Consider the following 16,336-nt stretch of genomic DNA (forward strand, 5'->3'; position numbering starts at 1 on the left):
CGACGGTTGAGGGTCGACGCCGGTCAGCCGATGACCGGCAGGGCACCCTCGCGGTGCTCGCCCCGGGAGACGAAGAGCCCGGCGATGGCCCCGAGGAAGCTCACGACGGCGGCGACCAGGAGGGCCTCGTGGAGACCGCTCATGAAGGCCTGGTGGCTCCCGGTGGTCACCACCTTCGCCAGCGCGGCCGGGGCGCCCTTGGGGACCGGCGCCACTCCCTGGGCGACGAGCTCCTTGGCCACCTGGAACTTCGCCGCCACCCCGTGGGGCAGACCGGCGTGGGTCAGGTCCCCGACCAGGCGGCTGCCGACGACGGTGGCGATGACCGAGCCGAGGACCGCGGTGCCGAGGACCCCGCCGAACTGCAGGGCCGTGGTCTGGATCCCCCCGGCGATGCCCGCCTCGTCCGCCGGGGCGTTCGCCACGATGGCGTCCGTGGAGGCCACGACCACGAGGCCGATGCCGATACCGAGGAGCACGAACGACGGCCAGAGGTGGACGTAGGAGGAGCCGGGTTCGAGGCTGAGGAGCAGGAGGAGGGCGACGCCGGTCACCCCGAGCCCGAGGGCGATGGGCACCCGGGGACCGAAACGGCCGGTGAGCCAGGCCCCGAGGGGGCTCGAGACGGCGAACACCAGCGTCAACGGCAACGTGCGGACGCCTGCGCCCACCGGGTCCAGGCCGTGGACGTTCTGGAGGTAGAGGGAGACGAAGAACAGCACGCCGTACATGGCGAAGAAGGTCAGCAGGACCGTCACGGTGCCGAGGGCCACCGACCGCTGGGCGATGACCCGCAGGGGGATGAGGGGGGCGTGGACCTTGGCCTCGACCAGACCGAACGCCACGAGGAGCACGGCCCCGCCAGCCAACAGGCCGTCGATGCTCGGCGCCCCCCACCCCCAGGTCTGGCCCTCGACGACCCCGAAGACCAAGCAGAAGAGGCTGCCGGCCAGCAGGATCAGGCCGAGGCCGTCGAGGACCTGGCGGACCGTTTCCCGGCTCTCGGCCAGGACCACCAGCCCGATGACGACCGTGATGGCGGCAATGGGGGCGTTGATGTAGAAGACGCTCTCCCACGAGACGTGCTCGACGAGAAGCCCCCCGACGATCGGCCCGGCGGCGGTGGCCAGGGCCGAGGTGCCGCCCCAGATCCCGACCGCCTGGTTCAGCTTCTCCTGGGGGAACGCACTGCGCAGGAGCGCCAAGGTGTTCGGCATGAGGAGGGCGCCGAAGGCCCCCTGGAGGGTCCGCAGGACGATGACCCCGGTGATGCTGCCCACCAGGCCGACCCCGACCGAGCAGGCGGCGAAGCCGGCTACGCCGATCAGGTAGACGAGCCGCCGGCCGTAGCGGTCGCCCAGCTTGCCGCCGGCCACCAGAAGGACCGCCAGGGCCAGCAGGTAGGCGTTCGTGACCCACTGGAGGTCGGCCAGGGAGGCGTGGAGGGAGCGGGCGATGTAGGGGTTGGCGATGGCCACCACCGAGCCGTCGATCCCCACCATGATGACCCCCAGGGCCACGCAGGCCAGGGTCCACCACGGGTTGCCCCGGCGATGGGAGGTCGGACGGGCGACCGTGGCGGGCGAGGCGGTGGTCAGGCTCATGCCCCCCAGCCTACCAGCTGTATGACAGAAGCTGCCATCCTGCGGGAGCTGTCATGGAGTGGCGGCGAGGAGCCGACGCGGGGCGTCCTGGCCCCAGGTCCTGTCAGATGGCATGATCTGCTGGGATGCAGTCGGTGACCGATGGCAGAACGGGGGAGGGACTTGTCGGGGAGGACGCGGGGGGCTCGCCGACCCTGACCCAGCGGCGCATGGCGCGGACCCGGCGCGAGCTGGCGAAGGCGGCCGGTCGGCTCTTCGCCAGCCAGGGCTACGACGAGACGACCATCGAGGAGATCGCCGCCGCGGCCGAGGTCTCGCCCCGGACCTTTTACCGCTACTTCGCCCACAAGGAGGGCGTCGTCGTGGCTCTGGCCCAGTTCGGCCTGGACGACGTGCTGGCCGAGCTCCGTCGACGGCTCCCGGGGGAGCCGCTGCCCGAGGCCCTGGCCGAGACGGTGGCGACCGTCGTGGCGAAGGACCAGGCCGACCCCTCGGGGGACGGCGAGGCCGAGGCCCGGGCGTTCTTCCAGATGGTCCGCCAGATCCCGGCCCTCCGGGCCCGCTGGCTGGACGAGATCTTCCAGCGGCAAGCCGAGCTGGCCGAGGTCCTGGCCACCGCCTACCCGGCCCTGGCCGACGACCCGCTGTGGCCACCGGTGGCTGCCGGGGCGGTCCTGGCCGCGGTGTCGGCCGCCTTCGAGCTCTGGGCAGCCGGCGAGCTGGCGGGCCCACTCGACCAGGTGGTGGCCCAGGCGCTCGAGGTCTTGGCCCGGCCCTTCGGGCAACCGAGCGCGAAGCGAGGACGGTCCACGCGTGGTCTCTGAGCTCTTCGACCCCGAGGCCTGGGAGGAGGTCCCCGGGTTCGCCTTCACCGACATCACCTACCACCGGGCCCGCGGTCTTGGGGCGGTCCGGGTGGCCTTCAACCGGCCCGAGGTCCGCAACGCCTTTCGTCCCAAGACCGTCGACGAGCTCTACCAGGCCCTGGACCACGCCCGGTGCACCCCGGACGTGGGGTGCGTGCTGCTGACCGGCAACGGGCCCTCGCCGAAGGACGGCGGCTGGGCCTTCTGCTCCGGGGGGGACCAGCGGATCCGGGGCCGGGACGGCTACCGCTACGAGGACGGCACGGCCGACACCCCAGCGGCGCGGGCCGCCATGGGCCGGCTCCACATCCTGGAGATCCAGCGGCTCATCCGGACCATGCCGAAGGTGGTCATCGCCGTGGTGCCCGGCTGGGCGGCCGGCGGTGGCCACAGCCTCCACGTCGTCTGCGACCTCACCCTGGCCTCGGCCGAGCACGCCCGCTTCAAGCAGACCGACGCCGATGTCGCCAGCTTCGACGGCGGCTTCGGCTCGGCCTATCTCGCCCGCCAGGTAGGCCAGAAGTTCGCCCGCGAGATCTTCTTCCTCGGGAGGACCTACAGCGCCGAGGACGCCCACCGGATGGGCATGGTGAACGCCGTCGTGCCCCACGCCGAGCTCGAGGCCACCGCCTTGGCCTGGGCCCGGGAGATCCTGGCCAAGAGCCCCACGGCCCAGCGCATGCTGAAGTTCGCCTTCAACCTGGTCGACGACGGGCTCGTCGGCCAGCAGGTCTTCGCCGGGGAGGCGACCCGACTGGCCTACATGACCGAGGAGGCCGCCGAGGGACGGGACGCGTTCTTGGAGAAGCGACCCCCGGACTGGTCCCGCTTCCCCTGGTACTACTGACCCGCCCGTCGTCCTAGGCGTCCGTGGCCTGGCGTCCGGGGGCCGGGCCGGGCACCCCTGGCAGCCCCGGGCGGCGGCCGGCGTCGCTCCGCAGCTCGTCCTCGGTAGCCCAGGGGACGGTGATGAGGCCCTCGGCGTCCACCTGGACCGAGCCCTGCCACCAGCCCCGCTCGGACACCGGGGCCAGCTGCTGGTGCTCAACCAGCTGCCGGAGCTGGCGTCCCGAGGAGCGCTGCTCGCTGGCCAGCAGCTTCGCCGTCGGTGGGATGACCGCCAGCCCGACGAGCAGCATCGAGAGGATCCAGAACACCTCGGCCCCGGTTTGGACCGACCCCACGCTGTAGAGGGTCGGGGCGATGGACTGGGTGGCGCCTCCCATCATGAGAGTGATGGCCAGCACCGAGTCGAAGGGCATCCCGATGACCCCGAGGACCACCCGGACCAGTGGGTGGTAGCGCCGACCCCCGATGAAGTCCGGGGAGAGGACCGGCCACCAGGTCAGGCAGCCGAAGAACAGAAAGCCGACGTTCACCAGGTCCATGAGGGCCGGGTGGGCCATGGCGAGGGTGATGCCCCCGTCCAAGAAGAACCAGAACATGATCCCGTAGTTGCCGAGGCCCGCGGTGAGGGGGTGGACCACGTAGCGGGTCGGCTTGGCCCGCAGCACCCGCAGGAGCCGCACCTTCGTGGCCCGCTGGACGGTCTGCATGAGCAAGGTCACGGGGGCCGCCAGGGCCAGCAGGGCCGGCGCGGCAATCATGAGGGCCAGGTGCTGGATGATGTGGACGGTGAAGACCGACCCGGCGTAGACCGGCACGCCGGTCTGCCAGGCCAGGGCCAGCATGGCCAGACCGCCCACGAAGGCCAGCGTCCGATAGCGCGGCCAGCGCCGGCCCCGGCGAGCCAGGCGCTGGACCGCCGAGAGGTACCAGCCGAGCAGCCCGAGTTCGACCGCCAGGGTGAACACCGTCCACGGCCCGGTCGACACCCGGCTGAGGACCAGCCAGATGGCCCGCAACCCGAACGGCGGCAGGCTCGGCGCGTGCGGCACGACCCCAGCCTAGGGCTCGGGTGGCCGGCGCAGCGAGCCGTCGTTCGGCCCGCCGCCCGGGCGAGGCGCCCGGCCCGACGGACGGCTCCCGGCCCGACGACCGGCGCCGGTCGCACCACCGGCTGCACCCAGCACTCCCCTGGCACGCCGAGAATGTCTCTTCTGTAAAGTGAAAGGTCAAGGGGAGGTCGAGGCGAGCTGAACCTCGACACGAGGCTCTCCCCCGGGCGCGTGGACGCGCGAAAAGATCGCGGACGAGCGCGCACCGAGGACGGGCGGCGGGGACCTGGTCGGCGTTCAGCGGCGCTCGACGACGCGGGAACCGCCAAGGGTGCCCGGCCGCTGGCCCTTGCCGCTGGGCCGCTGGCGCTGCTGGCGGGCCAGGGCGCGACGGATCGCCCGGCTGGACGGCGCCGCGTCGGGGTCGCCGGCCAGCAAGGCGGTCTCGACGACCTCGGCTCGTTTCTTCGGCGGCACCTTGGCGAGCTGCCGTTCGAGCTGCTGGAGCTCGGGCGGGATGGGCCGGCCCTTCTTCCGGCTCTTGGCCAGGTAGCGGAGCAGCCAGCGGCTGTAGCGGCGCCGGAACCAGGGCACGCGGGTGACGAGCCGACTGATGAGCCGCTGGATGCGGCCAGGGTTGTCGCGTGCCATCTTTCCCTCCCGTGTGCCCCCCCAAGGCTAGGGGGTCTCGGACCCCTCGGGCCAGCGCTCGCGACGGCCAGGGACCCCGGACCGGGCACCGGCCGCAGCGTTGGGCGTGCGGTGGGAAACGGGGCGTGGTGAGGGAACGTTGACTCCAGGTGACGTCGGCCGGTGCCGATCTCGCCGGGGAGGTGCCGCCACGGACGGCGGCTCGTCGGTCGGGTTCGGGTGGCTCGACGGAGGAGGACGGCATGGACGCGGGGGTGACGGGAGCGGTGCCGACGGAGGACGAGGTCAGGCAGCTCGTGGTCCTGGGGCGGCCCGTGGTGCTGCTGCCCGGGCCCGAGCGCGCACCGGAGGGCGACCACGGGGCCAGCCTCGACGCCGCCCCGGGCCGAGACGGCCGGGTCGGCGAGGCGGCGGTGAGCAGCCAGCCGGGAGGAGCGTGACCGCCACGTTGCCCCTCGCCGAAGGGGCAGACGGCCAGGAGCGTCCTGGGCGAGCCGGGGGGCTGGACGCGGCCCTGGCCGAGGCCCTCGGGCGGGGGCCGACCCCCCGGTCCCATCCGCAGCACCTTGCCCGACCCCTCGGGCGCCCCTGGGCGGCCGAGGCCCGTCCCGCGGTCCTGGGGCCCTCCGCCGTGCACCCGGCGAAGCAGGCCAGCGGCTCGCCGGCGAGGGCGGGGTCGACGAGGAGGACGGAGGCTCGCTTGGCGGGCTTCGAGGCGAACCCCTACCTGCTCAGCCGGGTGCCGGCGTCGGCCGGGGCGCCGCCGGTCCCCCCAAAGAGCCGTCGCCCGGGCATCCGGTGGGGCACGGTCGTCCTGGTCCTGGTCCTGGCGGCGGCTGGGTACGTGGTGGACCGACTGGCCCATCCGTCGCCGCACCGCTCCCCGACCGCGGTGGCCCTGGCCTTCTACCAGGACCTCGCCTCGGGGAACGTCCGGGCTCTCGAGCAGCTCGTCGAGCCCAGCCAGGCGGGTGCGGTGCCCTCGGCCATGACCGCCCCGGTGGTCGAGGCCTTCCGGCGGACGAGCCTGCGGGGGGTCGTGGTGCAGCCTGGCACGACCGAGCCGGGCAGCCTCCTGACCCTGGTCGTCCTGCAGACTTGCCAGGCGAACCTCTCGTGCGAGCCGACGGTCCCCGTCCCGACCACGAAGGTGGGCGACGCCTGGGACGTCGACTGGGTCGCCTGGCAGGCGAGCCTCTCCCCCGCCGCCGGCTAGCTGGGGCCGGCTGCCGCGGGCCGGTCCCGGAGGGCCTCGGGGGGCAGGGGCGGGCCTTCGACGGGGACGAGCTGGCGGGCGGCACGGGCCTCGTCGACCCGGCGAACGGGGGTCCGGGTGGGGGCCGCCCGCAGACGTTCGGGTCCGCCGGGGCGTTCGAGGTCTTCGACGAGGGCGGCGCAGGCCTGGGCGATGGCCCAGAGGGTCTGGGGGCTCTCGGTCTCGGTCGGTTCGAACATGAGGGCGTCCTCGACGATGAGGGGGAAGGCCACCGTGGGGGCGTGGACGCCCCGGTCGAGGAGGCCCTTGGCGACGTCGAGGGCCCGGACCCCGTAGCGGCGCCGGAGGCCGGCGGCCGAGACGACGAACTCGTGGAGGCAGGGCTGGTCGTAGGGCAGCTCGAAGCACGCCCGGAGCCTGGCCTGGAGCCAGCGGGCGTTCAAGACCGCCAGCTGGGCCACCCGGCGGAGCCCATCGGCCCCGTGGACCTGGAGGTAGGCGAGGGCCCGGGCGAGGACCAGGGCGTTGCCGTGCCAGGAGTGGACCCGGCCGATGGACCGCTCGGGGACCTGGAGGTCGTAGCGGTCCTCCCCCACCCGCACGGGCCGGGGGCCGGGGAGGTAGGGGGCGAGGTCGGCGACCACGGCGAGCGGGCCGGCCCCGGGCCCCCCGCCCCCGTGGGGGGTGGCGAAGGTCTTGTGGAGGTTGAGGTGGACGATGTCGAAGCCCATGTCGCCGGGGCGGACCACCCCGGCGATGGCGTTGAGGTTGGCCCCGTCGTAGTAGAGGAGGCCGCCGGCGTCGTGGACCACCGCGGCGACCTGCTCGATGCGCTGCTCGAAGAGCCCGAGGGTGTTGGGGTTGGTGAGCATGATGGCCGCGGTCTGCGGCCCGACCACCTGGCGGAGGGCGTCGAGGTCCACGCCCCCGTCGGGGGCGGTGGGGACGGTGACGGCCCGGTAGCCGGCGAGGCGGACCGAGGCCGGGTTGGTGCCGTGGGCGCTGTCGGGGATGACCACCTCGGTGCGCCGCTCGCCGCGGTCGTGGTGCCAGGCCCGGACGAGGAGCAGGCCGGTGAGCTCCCCGGCGGCCCCCGCGGCCGGCTGCAAGGTGGCGGCGGCCATGCCGGTCAGCGCGCAGAGGGCCTCCTCGAGGGCGACGAGGAGGGCCAGCCAGCCCTGGGCGAGGGCCGGGGGGCTGGCCGGGTGGACGGCGTTCAGCTCGGGCCAGGCCACCAGGGCGTCGAACGCCTTGGGGTTGTACTTCATGGTGCAGGACCCGAGCGGGTAGGCGCCCAGGTCGACGGCGTACTGCCGGTGGGCCAGGCGGGTCACGTGGGCCACGAGGTCCCGTTCGCTGACCTCGGGCAGCGCCGGGGGCGCGTCCCGGAGGAGCTCGGCCGGCAGGAGCGTCCCGAGGGGCGTCTCGGGGACCCCGGTGTCGGGCAGCTGCCAGGCCCGGCGGCCGGGGACGGAGAGCTCGAGGAGGGTCGGCTCGGGGGCCCCGCCGAGCAGGGGGCTGCCCGAGGCCACCCCGCCGGGGGCGCTCATCGGACCACCTTCGCGAGGGCGGCGGCGAACCGGTCGATCTCCTCGCGAGTCCGTCGCTCGGTGACGGCCACCAGCAGGCCGTGGCCGTCGGGGGCGAGCTCGGGGTCGAGGGCGACCCCCCCGAGGAACCCCTCGTCCGCGAGGCGCTCGATGGCCAGCTCGGCGGGGACCGGCAGATGGAGAGCGAACTCGTAGAGGAACGGGGCCTCGACCAGGGGCCGGAGCCCGGCCACCTCCCGGAGCTGGTCCCGGCAGTAGTGGGCGCCCTGGGCGCTGCGGGTGGCGACCGCGGCCAGGCCCGTCGGCCCGAGCCAGGCCAGCTGGATGGCCGCCACGAGGGCCAAGAGGGTCTGGTTCGTGCAGACGTTCGAGGTGGCCCGCTCTCGGCGGATGTCCTGCTCACGGGTCCGGAGGGTGGTGACGTAGGCCCGGCGGCCCTCCTGGTCGACCGTCTCCCCCACCAGGCGGCCCGGGAGGCGACGGGCGTCGCGGGCCCGGGCGGCGAAGAGCCCGAGGTAGGGGCCGCCGAAGGAGAGGGGCACGCCGAGGGGCTGGCCCTCCCCGACCACCAGGTCGGCCCCCAGCTCCCCCGGGGCTCGCAACACGCCGGCGGCCACCGGGTCGAGGGTCACGACCGCCAGGGCCCCGGTCTCGTCGCAGGCCGCCCGCAGGGCCCCGAGGTCCTCGACGCAGCCGAGGTGGTTCGGCTGGGCGACGACGATGGCGGCGGGCGGCGGGGCCCCCTCGGGAAGGTCGAGTCGGCTGCGCCCCTCGACCAGGGGCACGGTGACCAGCTCGTAGCCAGGTCCCGCGGCCATGGTGGCGAGCACCTGCCGCCAGCTGGGGTGGACGCCTTGGCTGACCCAGACCGCGTGGCGGCCCGTGGCGCCGACCGCCAGGTGGACGGCTTCGACCAGCGAGGCTGCGCCGTCGTAGAGGGAGGCGTTCGCCACCTCCATGCCGGTCAGGCGGACCAGGAGCGTCTGGAACTCGAAGAGGAGCTGGAGGACCCCCTGGGAGACCTCGGGCTGGTACGGGGTGTAGGAGGTGACGAACTCGGGCCGGGACCCCAGGGCGCTGGTCACCGGGGGGATCTCGCGGTCATATGCCCCGGCCCCGGCGAAGCAGACCAGGTCCTCCCCCACGGCCCGGTTGCGCCGGGCCAGGCGGCGGAGCCCGGCGAGGACGTCGGGCTCGGGCCGGCCTGGCGGCAGGGGGGCCAGGCCGGCCAGTCGGAGGGTCGGGGGCACCATGGCGAAGAGCTCCTCGAGCGAACCCAGGCCGAGGTCGGCCAGCATCGCCTGGATCTCGTCCTCGGTGTGGGGCCAGTAGCCGGGCATGGCAAGTGCCTCCTCGGGTTCCTCACCGGGACGCCCCGGGGTCCTCGGGGCGCAGACGGGTGAAGGGTGGGGTGACGACGGTGGCCGGCTCCTCCTCGTGGCGCAGCAGCACGCGGACCGCGGTGCCATCGGGCAGGGGGTGTCCCGGCGCCGGGCAGGCCAGGAGCGCCAGGGCGATGCCCCGCCCGAGGAGCGGCGAGAAGCTGCCGCTCGTGCAGGTCCCAAGCGCCTGCCCGTCGCGCTCGACCGGCGCGCCGGCCCGAAGCGGCCGGCGGCCCCCGAGCAGGCCACGGAGACGCCAGCGGGGCCCCGCCTGGCGTGCCGCGAGGAGGACTTCGCGGGCGGGCAGCTCGGGCTTCTCCCATCCCACGGCCCAGCCGAGGCCCGCCTCGAGCGGACCGATGCGGCCGCCGAGGTCTTGACCCATGAGGGGCAGGCCGGCCTCCAGCCGCAGGGTGTCCCGGGCTGCGAGGCCCGCCGGGGTCGCCCCGGCGTCGACCAGGGTCGTCCAGAGGGCCGGGGCTTGCGCCAGGGGCACGGCGATCTCCACCCCGTCCTCGCCGGTGTAGCCGGTGCCGGCCACGACGCAGGCCGCGCCGTGGAAGGCCACCGCCGCGACCTGGAAGTGGCCGACGGCGGCCGCCTCGGGCCAGGTCGCCTGCAGGATCGACCGGGCCCTGGGCCCTTGGAGGGCCAGCAAGGCCCGCTCGGCGGTGCGGTCCTCGGCACCGAGCCGGGCTGCCACGACCGCCGTCTGCGCGGCGTTCGGCAGGACCCAGAAGCGCTCCGGTGCCTCCCACCAGACCATGAGGTCGTCGGCGACCTGCCCGTCGGGTTCGAGGAGCAGGCTGTACTGGGCCCGGCCCGGCCCGATGCGTCGCAGGTCGTTCGAGAGGGCCGCCTGAAGGGTGCCGAAGGCCGACGGACCCTCGAGGAGCAGGCTGCCGAGGTGGCTCACGTCGAAGAGCGCGGCGGCCTCCCGACAGGCCCGGTGCTCGGCCACGGTGCCCGACGGGTAGCGCAGGGGCAGCTCCCAGCCGGCGAAGCTGCCGAAGGTGGCCCCGGCCGCCTGGTGGACCTCGTGGAGCGGCGAGCGCCGCAACGCCAGCGCGGGATCCTGCGAGGGCGGCACCCCCTCACTCTAGGGGTCGCCGCCGGCCATCCCCGGCGGGCGGTCAGTGGCCGATCCCGACGAGGACGGTCTTCGCCGCGAGGAGGGCCACGGCGAGCAGGATGTAGGCCCGGAGGACCACCAGGCCGATCCGCCGACCCCGGGAGGCGAGGGGAGGGTCGAGGAGGGCCAGGGCCGGCATGCGCCAGCGGGCCCGGTCCCGGCGGTCGATGGAGGGCCGCTGCCCGCGTCGCCGCAGACTGACCAGGCCCCCGGCTCCGAGCCCGACCAGCAGGGCCCCGCCGAGCACGGCCGAGGTGATCCGCACGTCGATCGACGGGAACGCCGTCGTCACCATCAAGAGCAACGAGAGCACCACGAGGAGCCCCACGATGAGGGTGGCGAGCGCGTTCAACCAGGGCGGGTTGACCCAAGGCCCGAGGATCGCCCGATCGTTGCAGAGCAGCAGCAAGAAGACGATGGCGCTCGGCAGGAGGACCCCGGCGAGGGCTTGGACCCCTTCGGTGATGAGGCCGAGTGGCGCGTGGGGCACGAGGACCACCCCGGCGGCCACGATCACCGCGGCGGCGAAGGCGCTGTAGAAACCCTTGGCGTCGCGCCAGGAGCGGTGCAGGGAGTGCTTGAGGCCCATGACGTCGCCGACGGCGTAGGAGATCGAGAGGGTGACGGCAGCCGCTCCGAGGATGGAGGCGTCGAGGAGGAGAATGGCGAAGAGGGCGCCGGCCGCCTGGCCGAGCTGATGCGAGAGCCCCCGGGCCACCCCGAGGGCGCTGGTGAAGTGGCCCGCCTCGGGGGTGTGGGCGAAGGCGAAGGCGGCGGCCACGACGATGGCGGCCGCGGCCACGTTCGTGAGGACCGCCCCGACGAAGGTGTCGGCTCGTTCGTAGTTCAACCAGCGGGGCGTGATGCGCTTGTCGACCACGTTGGACTGCTGGAAGAAGAGCTGCCAGGGGGCGACGGTCGTGCCGACGATGGCGATGACGAAGAGGACCGAGGTGGAGGTGAGGCCCCCGGCGACCCCTGGGACGACGAGGCCCCGGGCGACCGCTCCCCAATGGGGATGGGCCAAGAACGCCAGGGGGAACTCGACGAGGCTGGTCACGATGAGCAGGTACATGAAGCGTTCCCAGCGCCGGAAGCTGCCGGTGACGGTCACCGCGACCAGCCCGAGGGCGGCGATGGGGACCGAGACGACGGGCCGGACCCCGAAGTAGGAGAGGGAGAGGTCGACCCCGATGAACTCGGTCACCAAGGTGGCGAAGTTCAGGATCAGCAGGTCGACCACGGAGAACCAGGCCCAGAGGCTTCCGAAGCGCTCCTTGATGAGCCGGCCGTGCCCCACCCCGGTGACCGCCCCGAGCCGGACCACCATCTCCTGGGCCACCATGAGGACGACGACGAGGACCGGCAGTGTCCACAGCAGCGAGGTCCCGTAGTTCTGGCCGGCCTGGGCGTAGGTGGCCACGCCCCCGGCGTCGTTGTCCCCCACCATGACGATGAGGCCTGGGCCCATGATGGCCAAGAGGGCGAGGAGCCGCTTCGCCCAGGACCGGCTCGGGGGCAGCTCGTGGTGCCGGATGGTCCCGAGGGCGCCGACGATGTCGCCGACGTGCGCCTCGTCGAGGACGGCGCCGACCTCCGGGTCGGCGGACGGGCTCGGCTGGGCCGGAGCCACCGTCGGCTGCTCTGCCACCACTCACCTCCTTCCGGGTCGAGGTCCGCACGGCCGTGCGCCCCGCCCGGGGAGGGGTCAGGCTCGAGGAGCCCGGGCGGCAGCGCGGGAACGGGAGCGAGAACTTGGGGGATTGCCAGGCTGCACCCGCGGTCCTCCTCTCTCCTCCGAGACCTGCCGCCACACGGTGCCCGAAGACCTGGGCACCAGGGCAAGCCTAGCCGGTCGCTGCGCCAGGATCGATGCCCGCACGGCCCGGCGAGGGCCTAGGCCTCGTCGCTCTCGGCTCGGCGACGCCAGTTCTCCGGGACGAGCTGCTCGACGACGTCGTCGATGGTGACCACCCCGACGAGGCGGTCGTCGTCGTCGACGACGGGCAGGCTGGTGAGGTTGTAGTCGGTCATGACCAGGGTGACCTCGACCAGGTCGGCGTCGGTGCGGACCCGGGGCGGGTCGGGCTGGGCGAGCTCCTCCAAGCGGGCGGTCTCCGGGGCCCGCAGGAGGCCCGCGAGGGGCAGGGCGCCGGTCAAGCGGCCCTGGTCGTCGACGAGGAAGACGGTGTCGAGGTTCTCTGGCACCTCGGGCCTGGCCCGAAGCTCCGCGATGGCCTCCGTCGCGGTGGCCCCCGCCGGCAGGACGACCCGGTTCGGGCTCATGAGGCCCCCGGCGGAGTCGGGGTTGTAGCTGAGCAGCCGCCGGAGCTCCTCGCGGACCCCCGGCTCCAAGGCGGCGAGGATGGGCTCCCGGCGTCGCTGGTCGAGCTCGGTCAGCAAGTCGGCGGCGTCGTCCGGGGCCATCCGAGCGAGGAGCTGCGCCACCTCGGCGTCGCTGCGGCGGGCCACGAGCTCGAGCTGGTGCTCCTGGTCGAGCTCCTCGAAGACGTCGGCTTCGAAGGCCCGGTCCTCCCCCACGGCCTCGATGATCTCGGCCGCTTCCTCCGGGGACGCCTCCTCGACGAGGTCGGCCACCTGCCCAGGATGGAGCTCGTGGAGCCGACGGAGGCGCATGCGGAGGCGGGACGTCGGCACGTGGCGCAAGAAGGGCTCGACGTCGCGCCAGTCGATGGCGTCGGACCTGGGGCTCCGACGGCCGAACAGGCGGCGGCGATGGCCCACGCAGGCCCCGAGGACGAGCAGCCGGCCGTCTCGCCACCCAAGCAGCAGGTCCCCGGCCACCACGAGCCGGCCGCGATGATGGCGGGCCAGGTAGACGACCTGGCGGCCGGCGACGTCCCGTGCGAGGAGGACCTCGCCGGGGCGGCGCTCGAAGGCGGTGAGGCGCCCGACGTCACCGTCGGCCAGGACGAGGGGTCCCTCGTCCACGCCGACCAGCCGGTGGAGGGGGACGAAGAGCTCCTGGTCGCCCCGGCGGACGAGGATGCCGGTGACCGGAGGGTAGCCCTCGTCGGCGAAGCGGGCCACCAGGTCCACGACGCGGGCCAGCTCCCGTCCCTGCGGGTCGACGAGGGGTTGGCCCTTGAGGACTGAGCAGTGCAGGAGGTTCGAGTAGTCGAGCGTCGTGCTGCCCTGCTCGCCGAGGGCCTTGCCACCAGGCACGTCGCGTCGCCTCGGTCGCCGGTGACCTCAGGCCGAGCCGAGGGCCCGGACCGCCTGGTCGCCGACGTCCGCCGCCTCCGGCTCGTCTCGCAGGGGGAGCGTGCCCGGCCCCGGCACCACGCGGTGCACGGCGTCGTCGATGGCCTCGACCACCCCGCCCAGGGGCACGATGTTGAGGACGCCCTGCCCGCCTCGCAGGAGATCGACCACCTCGCCGTCGGAGCGGGCCAGGACGGTGGTCGGGCCGGCCAGCACGAGGCTGGCGGCGGCCAGGTCGACCCCGAGGCTCTGGCGGAGGCACTCGATGGCCCGACGGGCCCGCTGGAGCGAGACCCCCCCGTCGAGGAGCTGCTTGATCACCTTGAGCTCCACGAGGTCCCGATAGGCGTAGCGCCGCTGGCTGCCGCTGCCGTGGGCGTCGGCGATGGAGGGACGGACCAGGCCCGTTCGAGCCCAGTAGTCGAGCTGCCGGTAGGTGATGCCGACGATGCCGCAGGCCTGGGGGCCGCTGAACCCTGCCTCCCCGGGGTCTTCGGGCGCGCCGCGCCCGGTCCGACCGCCCCGCCCTCCGACGCTGCCGACCAGCCGGTGCCCGACGGCAGACGATCCTGGCGTGCCCACGTCCGTCCTCCTCCATCCGCCGCTCGACCGCCACCGCCCGCCCGACGGTGCGCCCGCGACCGATACGGCTCCGGCTCCGCAGGCCCGATGCTAGCCGGCCGGACGTGGTGGAGGGGGGGATCCGCCGCCGAGGACCGGGCGGCGTTCGACCTCGAGGGTCAGCCGCGACAGGCCGACCCGGCGGCAGCGGGGGCACCAGGCCACGAGGTGGCCCGGGGCGCTCGGCTCGACCTCCTCCTGGCAGGTGCGGCAGCGGTGCACGAGCCGGACCCGGGAGGTCTCGGGCTCGGGTGCACCCCGGTCGTGCGGACCGGGCGAACCGGCGGGGGCGGAGAGGACGGATCTCGGGTGCGCCATCCCTTCTCTCGTCGGCACCACGCGTGACGAGTTGAGCAACGTTCGGACACCCAGCGTCGCCCTCAGGCCAGGCGGCGGAGCTCGGCCTGGTAGCGAGCGGCGTTGCGGACGTACTCCTCGGCCGAGGCACGGACCAGCTCGAGGCTCCCCCGGCCCTCGTGGACCGTGGCCGGGACCCCCAGGGCGAGGGCGCCCGGGGGCACGGTCATGCGGTTGGGGACCACGGCGTTGGCGCCCACGATCGCCCCGCTGCCCACGACCGCGAAGTGCAGGACCACCGAGCCCGAGCCCACCAGGGCCTCGTCCGCGACGGTGCAGCCTTCGAGGTGGGCGAGGTGCCCGATGACGCAGCCGGCACCGATCTCAGTCGGGAACCCGGGCCCGGCGTGGACCACGGTGCCGTCCTGCACCGAGGTGCGGGCCCCGACCGTGATCTGGCCGAAGTCGCCCCGGAGGACCGCCCCGGGCCAGATCGACGCCTGGGGCCCGATACGGACGGCCCCGATGACGACGGCGTCGGGGTGCACGAAGGCGTCGGGGTCGATCTCGGGTTCGACCGCTCCGAGGGCGTAGATCGGCACGGGGGTGGAGCCTAGCGAGCACTGGCCGGCCAGCTCGGAGGTGGGCTCGGCACGATCCGGCCGGGGTGCCCTGGCGCGGGGCGTGCGAGGCCCTAAAGTGCCCCGCCGTGCGACCGTTCCTCAGCCGCCTGTTCGTCGCGCTCGGCCTCGGTGGGATCAGCCTGGCCGCAGCCTGCGGCAGCAGCACCCCTGCCCACAACCACCGCGCTCCCCGCTCGAGCACCGACCGGGGCTCGGTGAGCGCCCGACCGGCAGCCGACCTCGTCTCGGGCCTGCCCTTCGCGTCCCCGAACGGCTATGCGGCCACCGCCCACCTCCAGCCCGGTCCGAACCTGCAGCCGGGGTCCGACCCGGCGGTGCTGCCGAGCGACGTGCTGATCGCCGACCGGAACAACAACCGGCTGCTGATCGTGAACCCCCAAGGCACCATCGTGTGGCAGTTTCCCCAGCCGGGCGACCTCCTGCCCGGCCAGCAGTTCCTGGCCCCCGACGACGCGTTCTTCACCCCGAACGGCCGGGACATCATCGCCACCCAAGAAAGCCAGTTCGTCATCTCGGAGATCTCGGTGCGCCGGCACCGGATCGTGTGGCAGTACGGTCACCCCGGGGTGCCCGGATCGGCGCCGGACTACCTGGACAACCCCGACGACGCCATGATGCTGCCGAACGGCGACATCGTGACGGCCGACATCAAGAACTGCCGGATCCTGGTGCTGCGGCCCCCCTCGCACACGCCCCTCAAGATCATCGGCGAGACGACCCCCTACTGCTACCACCAGCCCCCCGCTCGGTGGGCCAGCCCGAACGGGGTGTTCCCGATGACGAACGGCCAGTGGCTGGTGACCGAGATCGACGGGGACTGGGTCGACGAGCTGAACCTGGCCACCGAGCAGATCGGCTTCTCGACCCACCCGCCGGGCTTCACCTACCCCTCGGACACGAACGAGGTCGCCCCGAACCTGTTCCTGAGCGCCGACTACGCGAAACCGGGGGCGGTGGAGGAGTTCACCTCCAGTGGGCGCCTGGTCTGGCGCTACGCGCCGAGCGGGCCGGACGCGCTGAACCAGCCGTCACTGGCCCTGCCCTTGCCGAACGGGGACGTGCTGGTGAACGACGACTGGAACCACCGAGTGATCGTCATCGATCCGAAGACCAACCAGATCGTCTGGCAGTACGGCCACACCGGCGTCCCGGGCTCGGCCCCCGGGTACCTGGACAAGCCCGACGGTGTCGACCTGGCCCCGCCCTACTCCCTGACCATCGTCCACGCCTCGACCATGGGACTGCCCTGA

General features: G+C 73.9%; 15 protein-coding genes. 5 read left to right on the plus strand and 10 right to left on the minus strand.

Annotated features, from left to right (window positions below; all coding sequences use genetic code 11):
* Positions 1-23: 23 nt before the first annotated feature.
* The gene (locus Acit_RS03990; RefSeq protein ID WP_248105930.1) at positions 24-1,604 is read right to left on the minus strand and encodes an MFS transporter; all 1,581 of its coding nucleotides are present in this window, start codon (positions 1,602-1,604) and stop codon (positions 24-26) included.
* A 134-nt stretch (positions 1,605-1,738) separates the two neighbouring features.
* On the opposite strand from Acit_RS03990, the gene Acit_RS03995 reads away from it, so the two are divergent.
* Both Acit_RS03995 and Acit_RS04000 read left to right on the plus strand, forming a co-directional pair.
* A complete protein-coding gene (locus tag Acit_RS03995; protein ID WP_248105933.1) occupies positions 1,739-2,428 on the plus strand; it encodes a TetR/AcrR family transcriptional regulator in 690 nt (229 codons plus the stop codon).
* Positions 2,418-3,317 (plus strand): 1,4-dihydroxy-2-naphthoyl-CoA synthase, encoded by a 900-nt coding sequence (locus Acit_RS04000; protein ID WP_248105935.1) that lies wholly within the window; start codon positions 2,418-2,420, stop codon positions 3,315-3,317. Before Acit_RS03995 ends, Acit_RS04000 begins: the two co-directional genes overlap by 11 nt.
* Before the next feature lie 13 nt (positions 3,318-3,330).
* Here the strand turns inward: Acit_RS04000 and Acit_RS04005 are convergent, their stop codons facing one another.
* The gene (locus tag Acit_RS04005) at positions 3,331-4,368 is read right to left on the minus strand and encodes a cytochrome c oxidase assembly protein (protein WP_248105937.1); all 1,038 of its coding nucleotides are present in this window, start codon (positions 4,366-4,368) and stop codon (positions 3,331-3,333) included.
* A 297-nt stretch (positions 4,369-4,665) separates the two neighbouring features.
* Positions 4,666-5,019 (minus strand): hypothetical protein, encoded by a 354-nt coding sequence (locus Acit_RS04010; RefSeq protein WP_248105939.1) that lies wholly within the window; start codon positions 5,017-5,019, stop codon positions 4,666-4,668.
* A gap of 242 nt (positions 5,020-5,261) precedes the next feature.
* On the opposite strand from Acit_RS04010, the gene Acit_RS04015 reads away from it, so the two are divergent.
* Positions 5,262-5,459, plus strand: a complete 198-nt coding sequence (locus tag Acit_RS04015) for a hypothetical protein (RefSeq protein WP_248106242.1) — start codon at positions 5,262-5,264, stop codon at positions 5,457-5,459.
* Positions 5,456-6,235, plus strand: a complete 780-nt coding sequence (locus Acit_RS04020) for a serine/threonine-protein kinase (RefSeq protein ID WP_248105941.1) — start codon at positions 5,456-5,458, stop codon at positions 6,233-6,235. The genes Acit_RS04015 and Acit_RS04020 overlap by 4 nt, the downstream gene beginning before the upstream one ends.
* Here the strand turns inward: Acit_RS04020 and gcvPB are convergent.
* From gcvPB to Acit_RS04055, 7 genes are all read right to left on the minus strand, one after another.
* Entirely contained in the window at positions 6,232-7,785 is a 1,554-nt protein-coding gene (gcvPB, locus tag Acit_RS04025; protein ID WP_248105943.1) for an aminomethyl-transferring glycine dehydrogenase subunit GcvPB, read from the minus strand. The two genes, Acit_RS04020 and gcvPB, sit on opposite strands and share 4 nt — an antisense overlap.
* The gene (gene gcvPA, locus Acit_RS04030; protein ID WP_248105949.1) at positions 7,782-9,125 is read right to left on the minus strand and encodes an aminomethyl-transferring glycine dehydrogenase subunit GcvPA; all 1,344 of its coding nucleotides are present in this window, start codon (positions 9,123-9,125) and stop codon (positions 7,782-7,784) included. The genes gcvPB and gcvPA overlap by 4 nt, the downstream gene beginning before the upstream one ends.
* 22 nt (positions 9,126-9,147) lie before the next feature.
* Positions 9,148-10,257: a glycine cleavage system aminomethyltransferase GcvT gene (gene gcvT / locus Acit_RS04035; protein ID WP_248105950.1), complete on the minus strand. Its 1,110-nt coding sequence runs from the start codon at positions 10,255-10,257 to the stop codon at positions 9,148-9,150.
* A gap of 43 nt (positions 10,258-10,300) precedes the next feature.
* Positions 10,301-11,950, minus strand: coding sequence for an NRAMP family divalent metal transporter (locus Acit_RS04040; RefSeq protein WP_248105951.1), 1,650 nt, complete (start codon positions 11,948-11,950; stop codon positions 10,301-10,303).
* 245 nt (positions 11,951-12,195) lie between these two features.
* A complete protein-coding gene (locus tag Acit_RS13485; protein ID WP_248105958.1) occupies positions 12,196-13,485 on the minus strand; it encodes a magnesium transporter MgtE N-terminal domain-containing protein in 1,290 nt (429 codons plus the stop codon).
* 27 nt (positions 13,486-13,512) lie between these two features.
* On the minus strand, positions 13,513-14,070 hold the full coding sequence (locus Acit_RS04050; protein ID WP_282436240.1) for a MerR family transcriptional regulator: 558 nt from the start codon (positions 14,068-14,070) through the stop codon (positions 13,513-13,515).
* Positions 14,071-14,525: 455 nt separating this feature from the next.
* Positions 14,526-15,044 (minus strand): gamma carbonic anhydrase family protein, encoded by a 519-nt coding sequence (locus Acit_RS04055; protein WP_248105962.1) that lies wholly within the window; start codon positions 15,042-15,044, stop codon positions 14,526-14,528.
* Positions 15,045-15,151: 107 nt separating this feature from the next.
* On the opposite strand from Acit_RS04055, the gene Acit_RS04060 reads away from it, so the two are divergent.
* Positions 15,152-16,336, plus strand: coding sequence for an NHL repeat-containing protein (locus tag Acit_RS04060; RefSeq protein WP_248106244.1), 1,185 nt, complete (start codon positions 15,152-15,154; stop codon positions 16,334-16,336).

The organism is Aciditerrimonas ferrireducens (assembly GCF_023130475.1).
Taxonomy (GTDB): Bacteria; Actinomycetota; Acidimicrobiia; order Acidimicrobiales; family UBA8190; genus Aciditerrimonas; species Aciditerrimonas ferrireducens.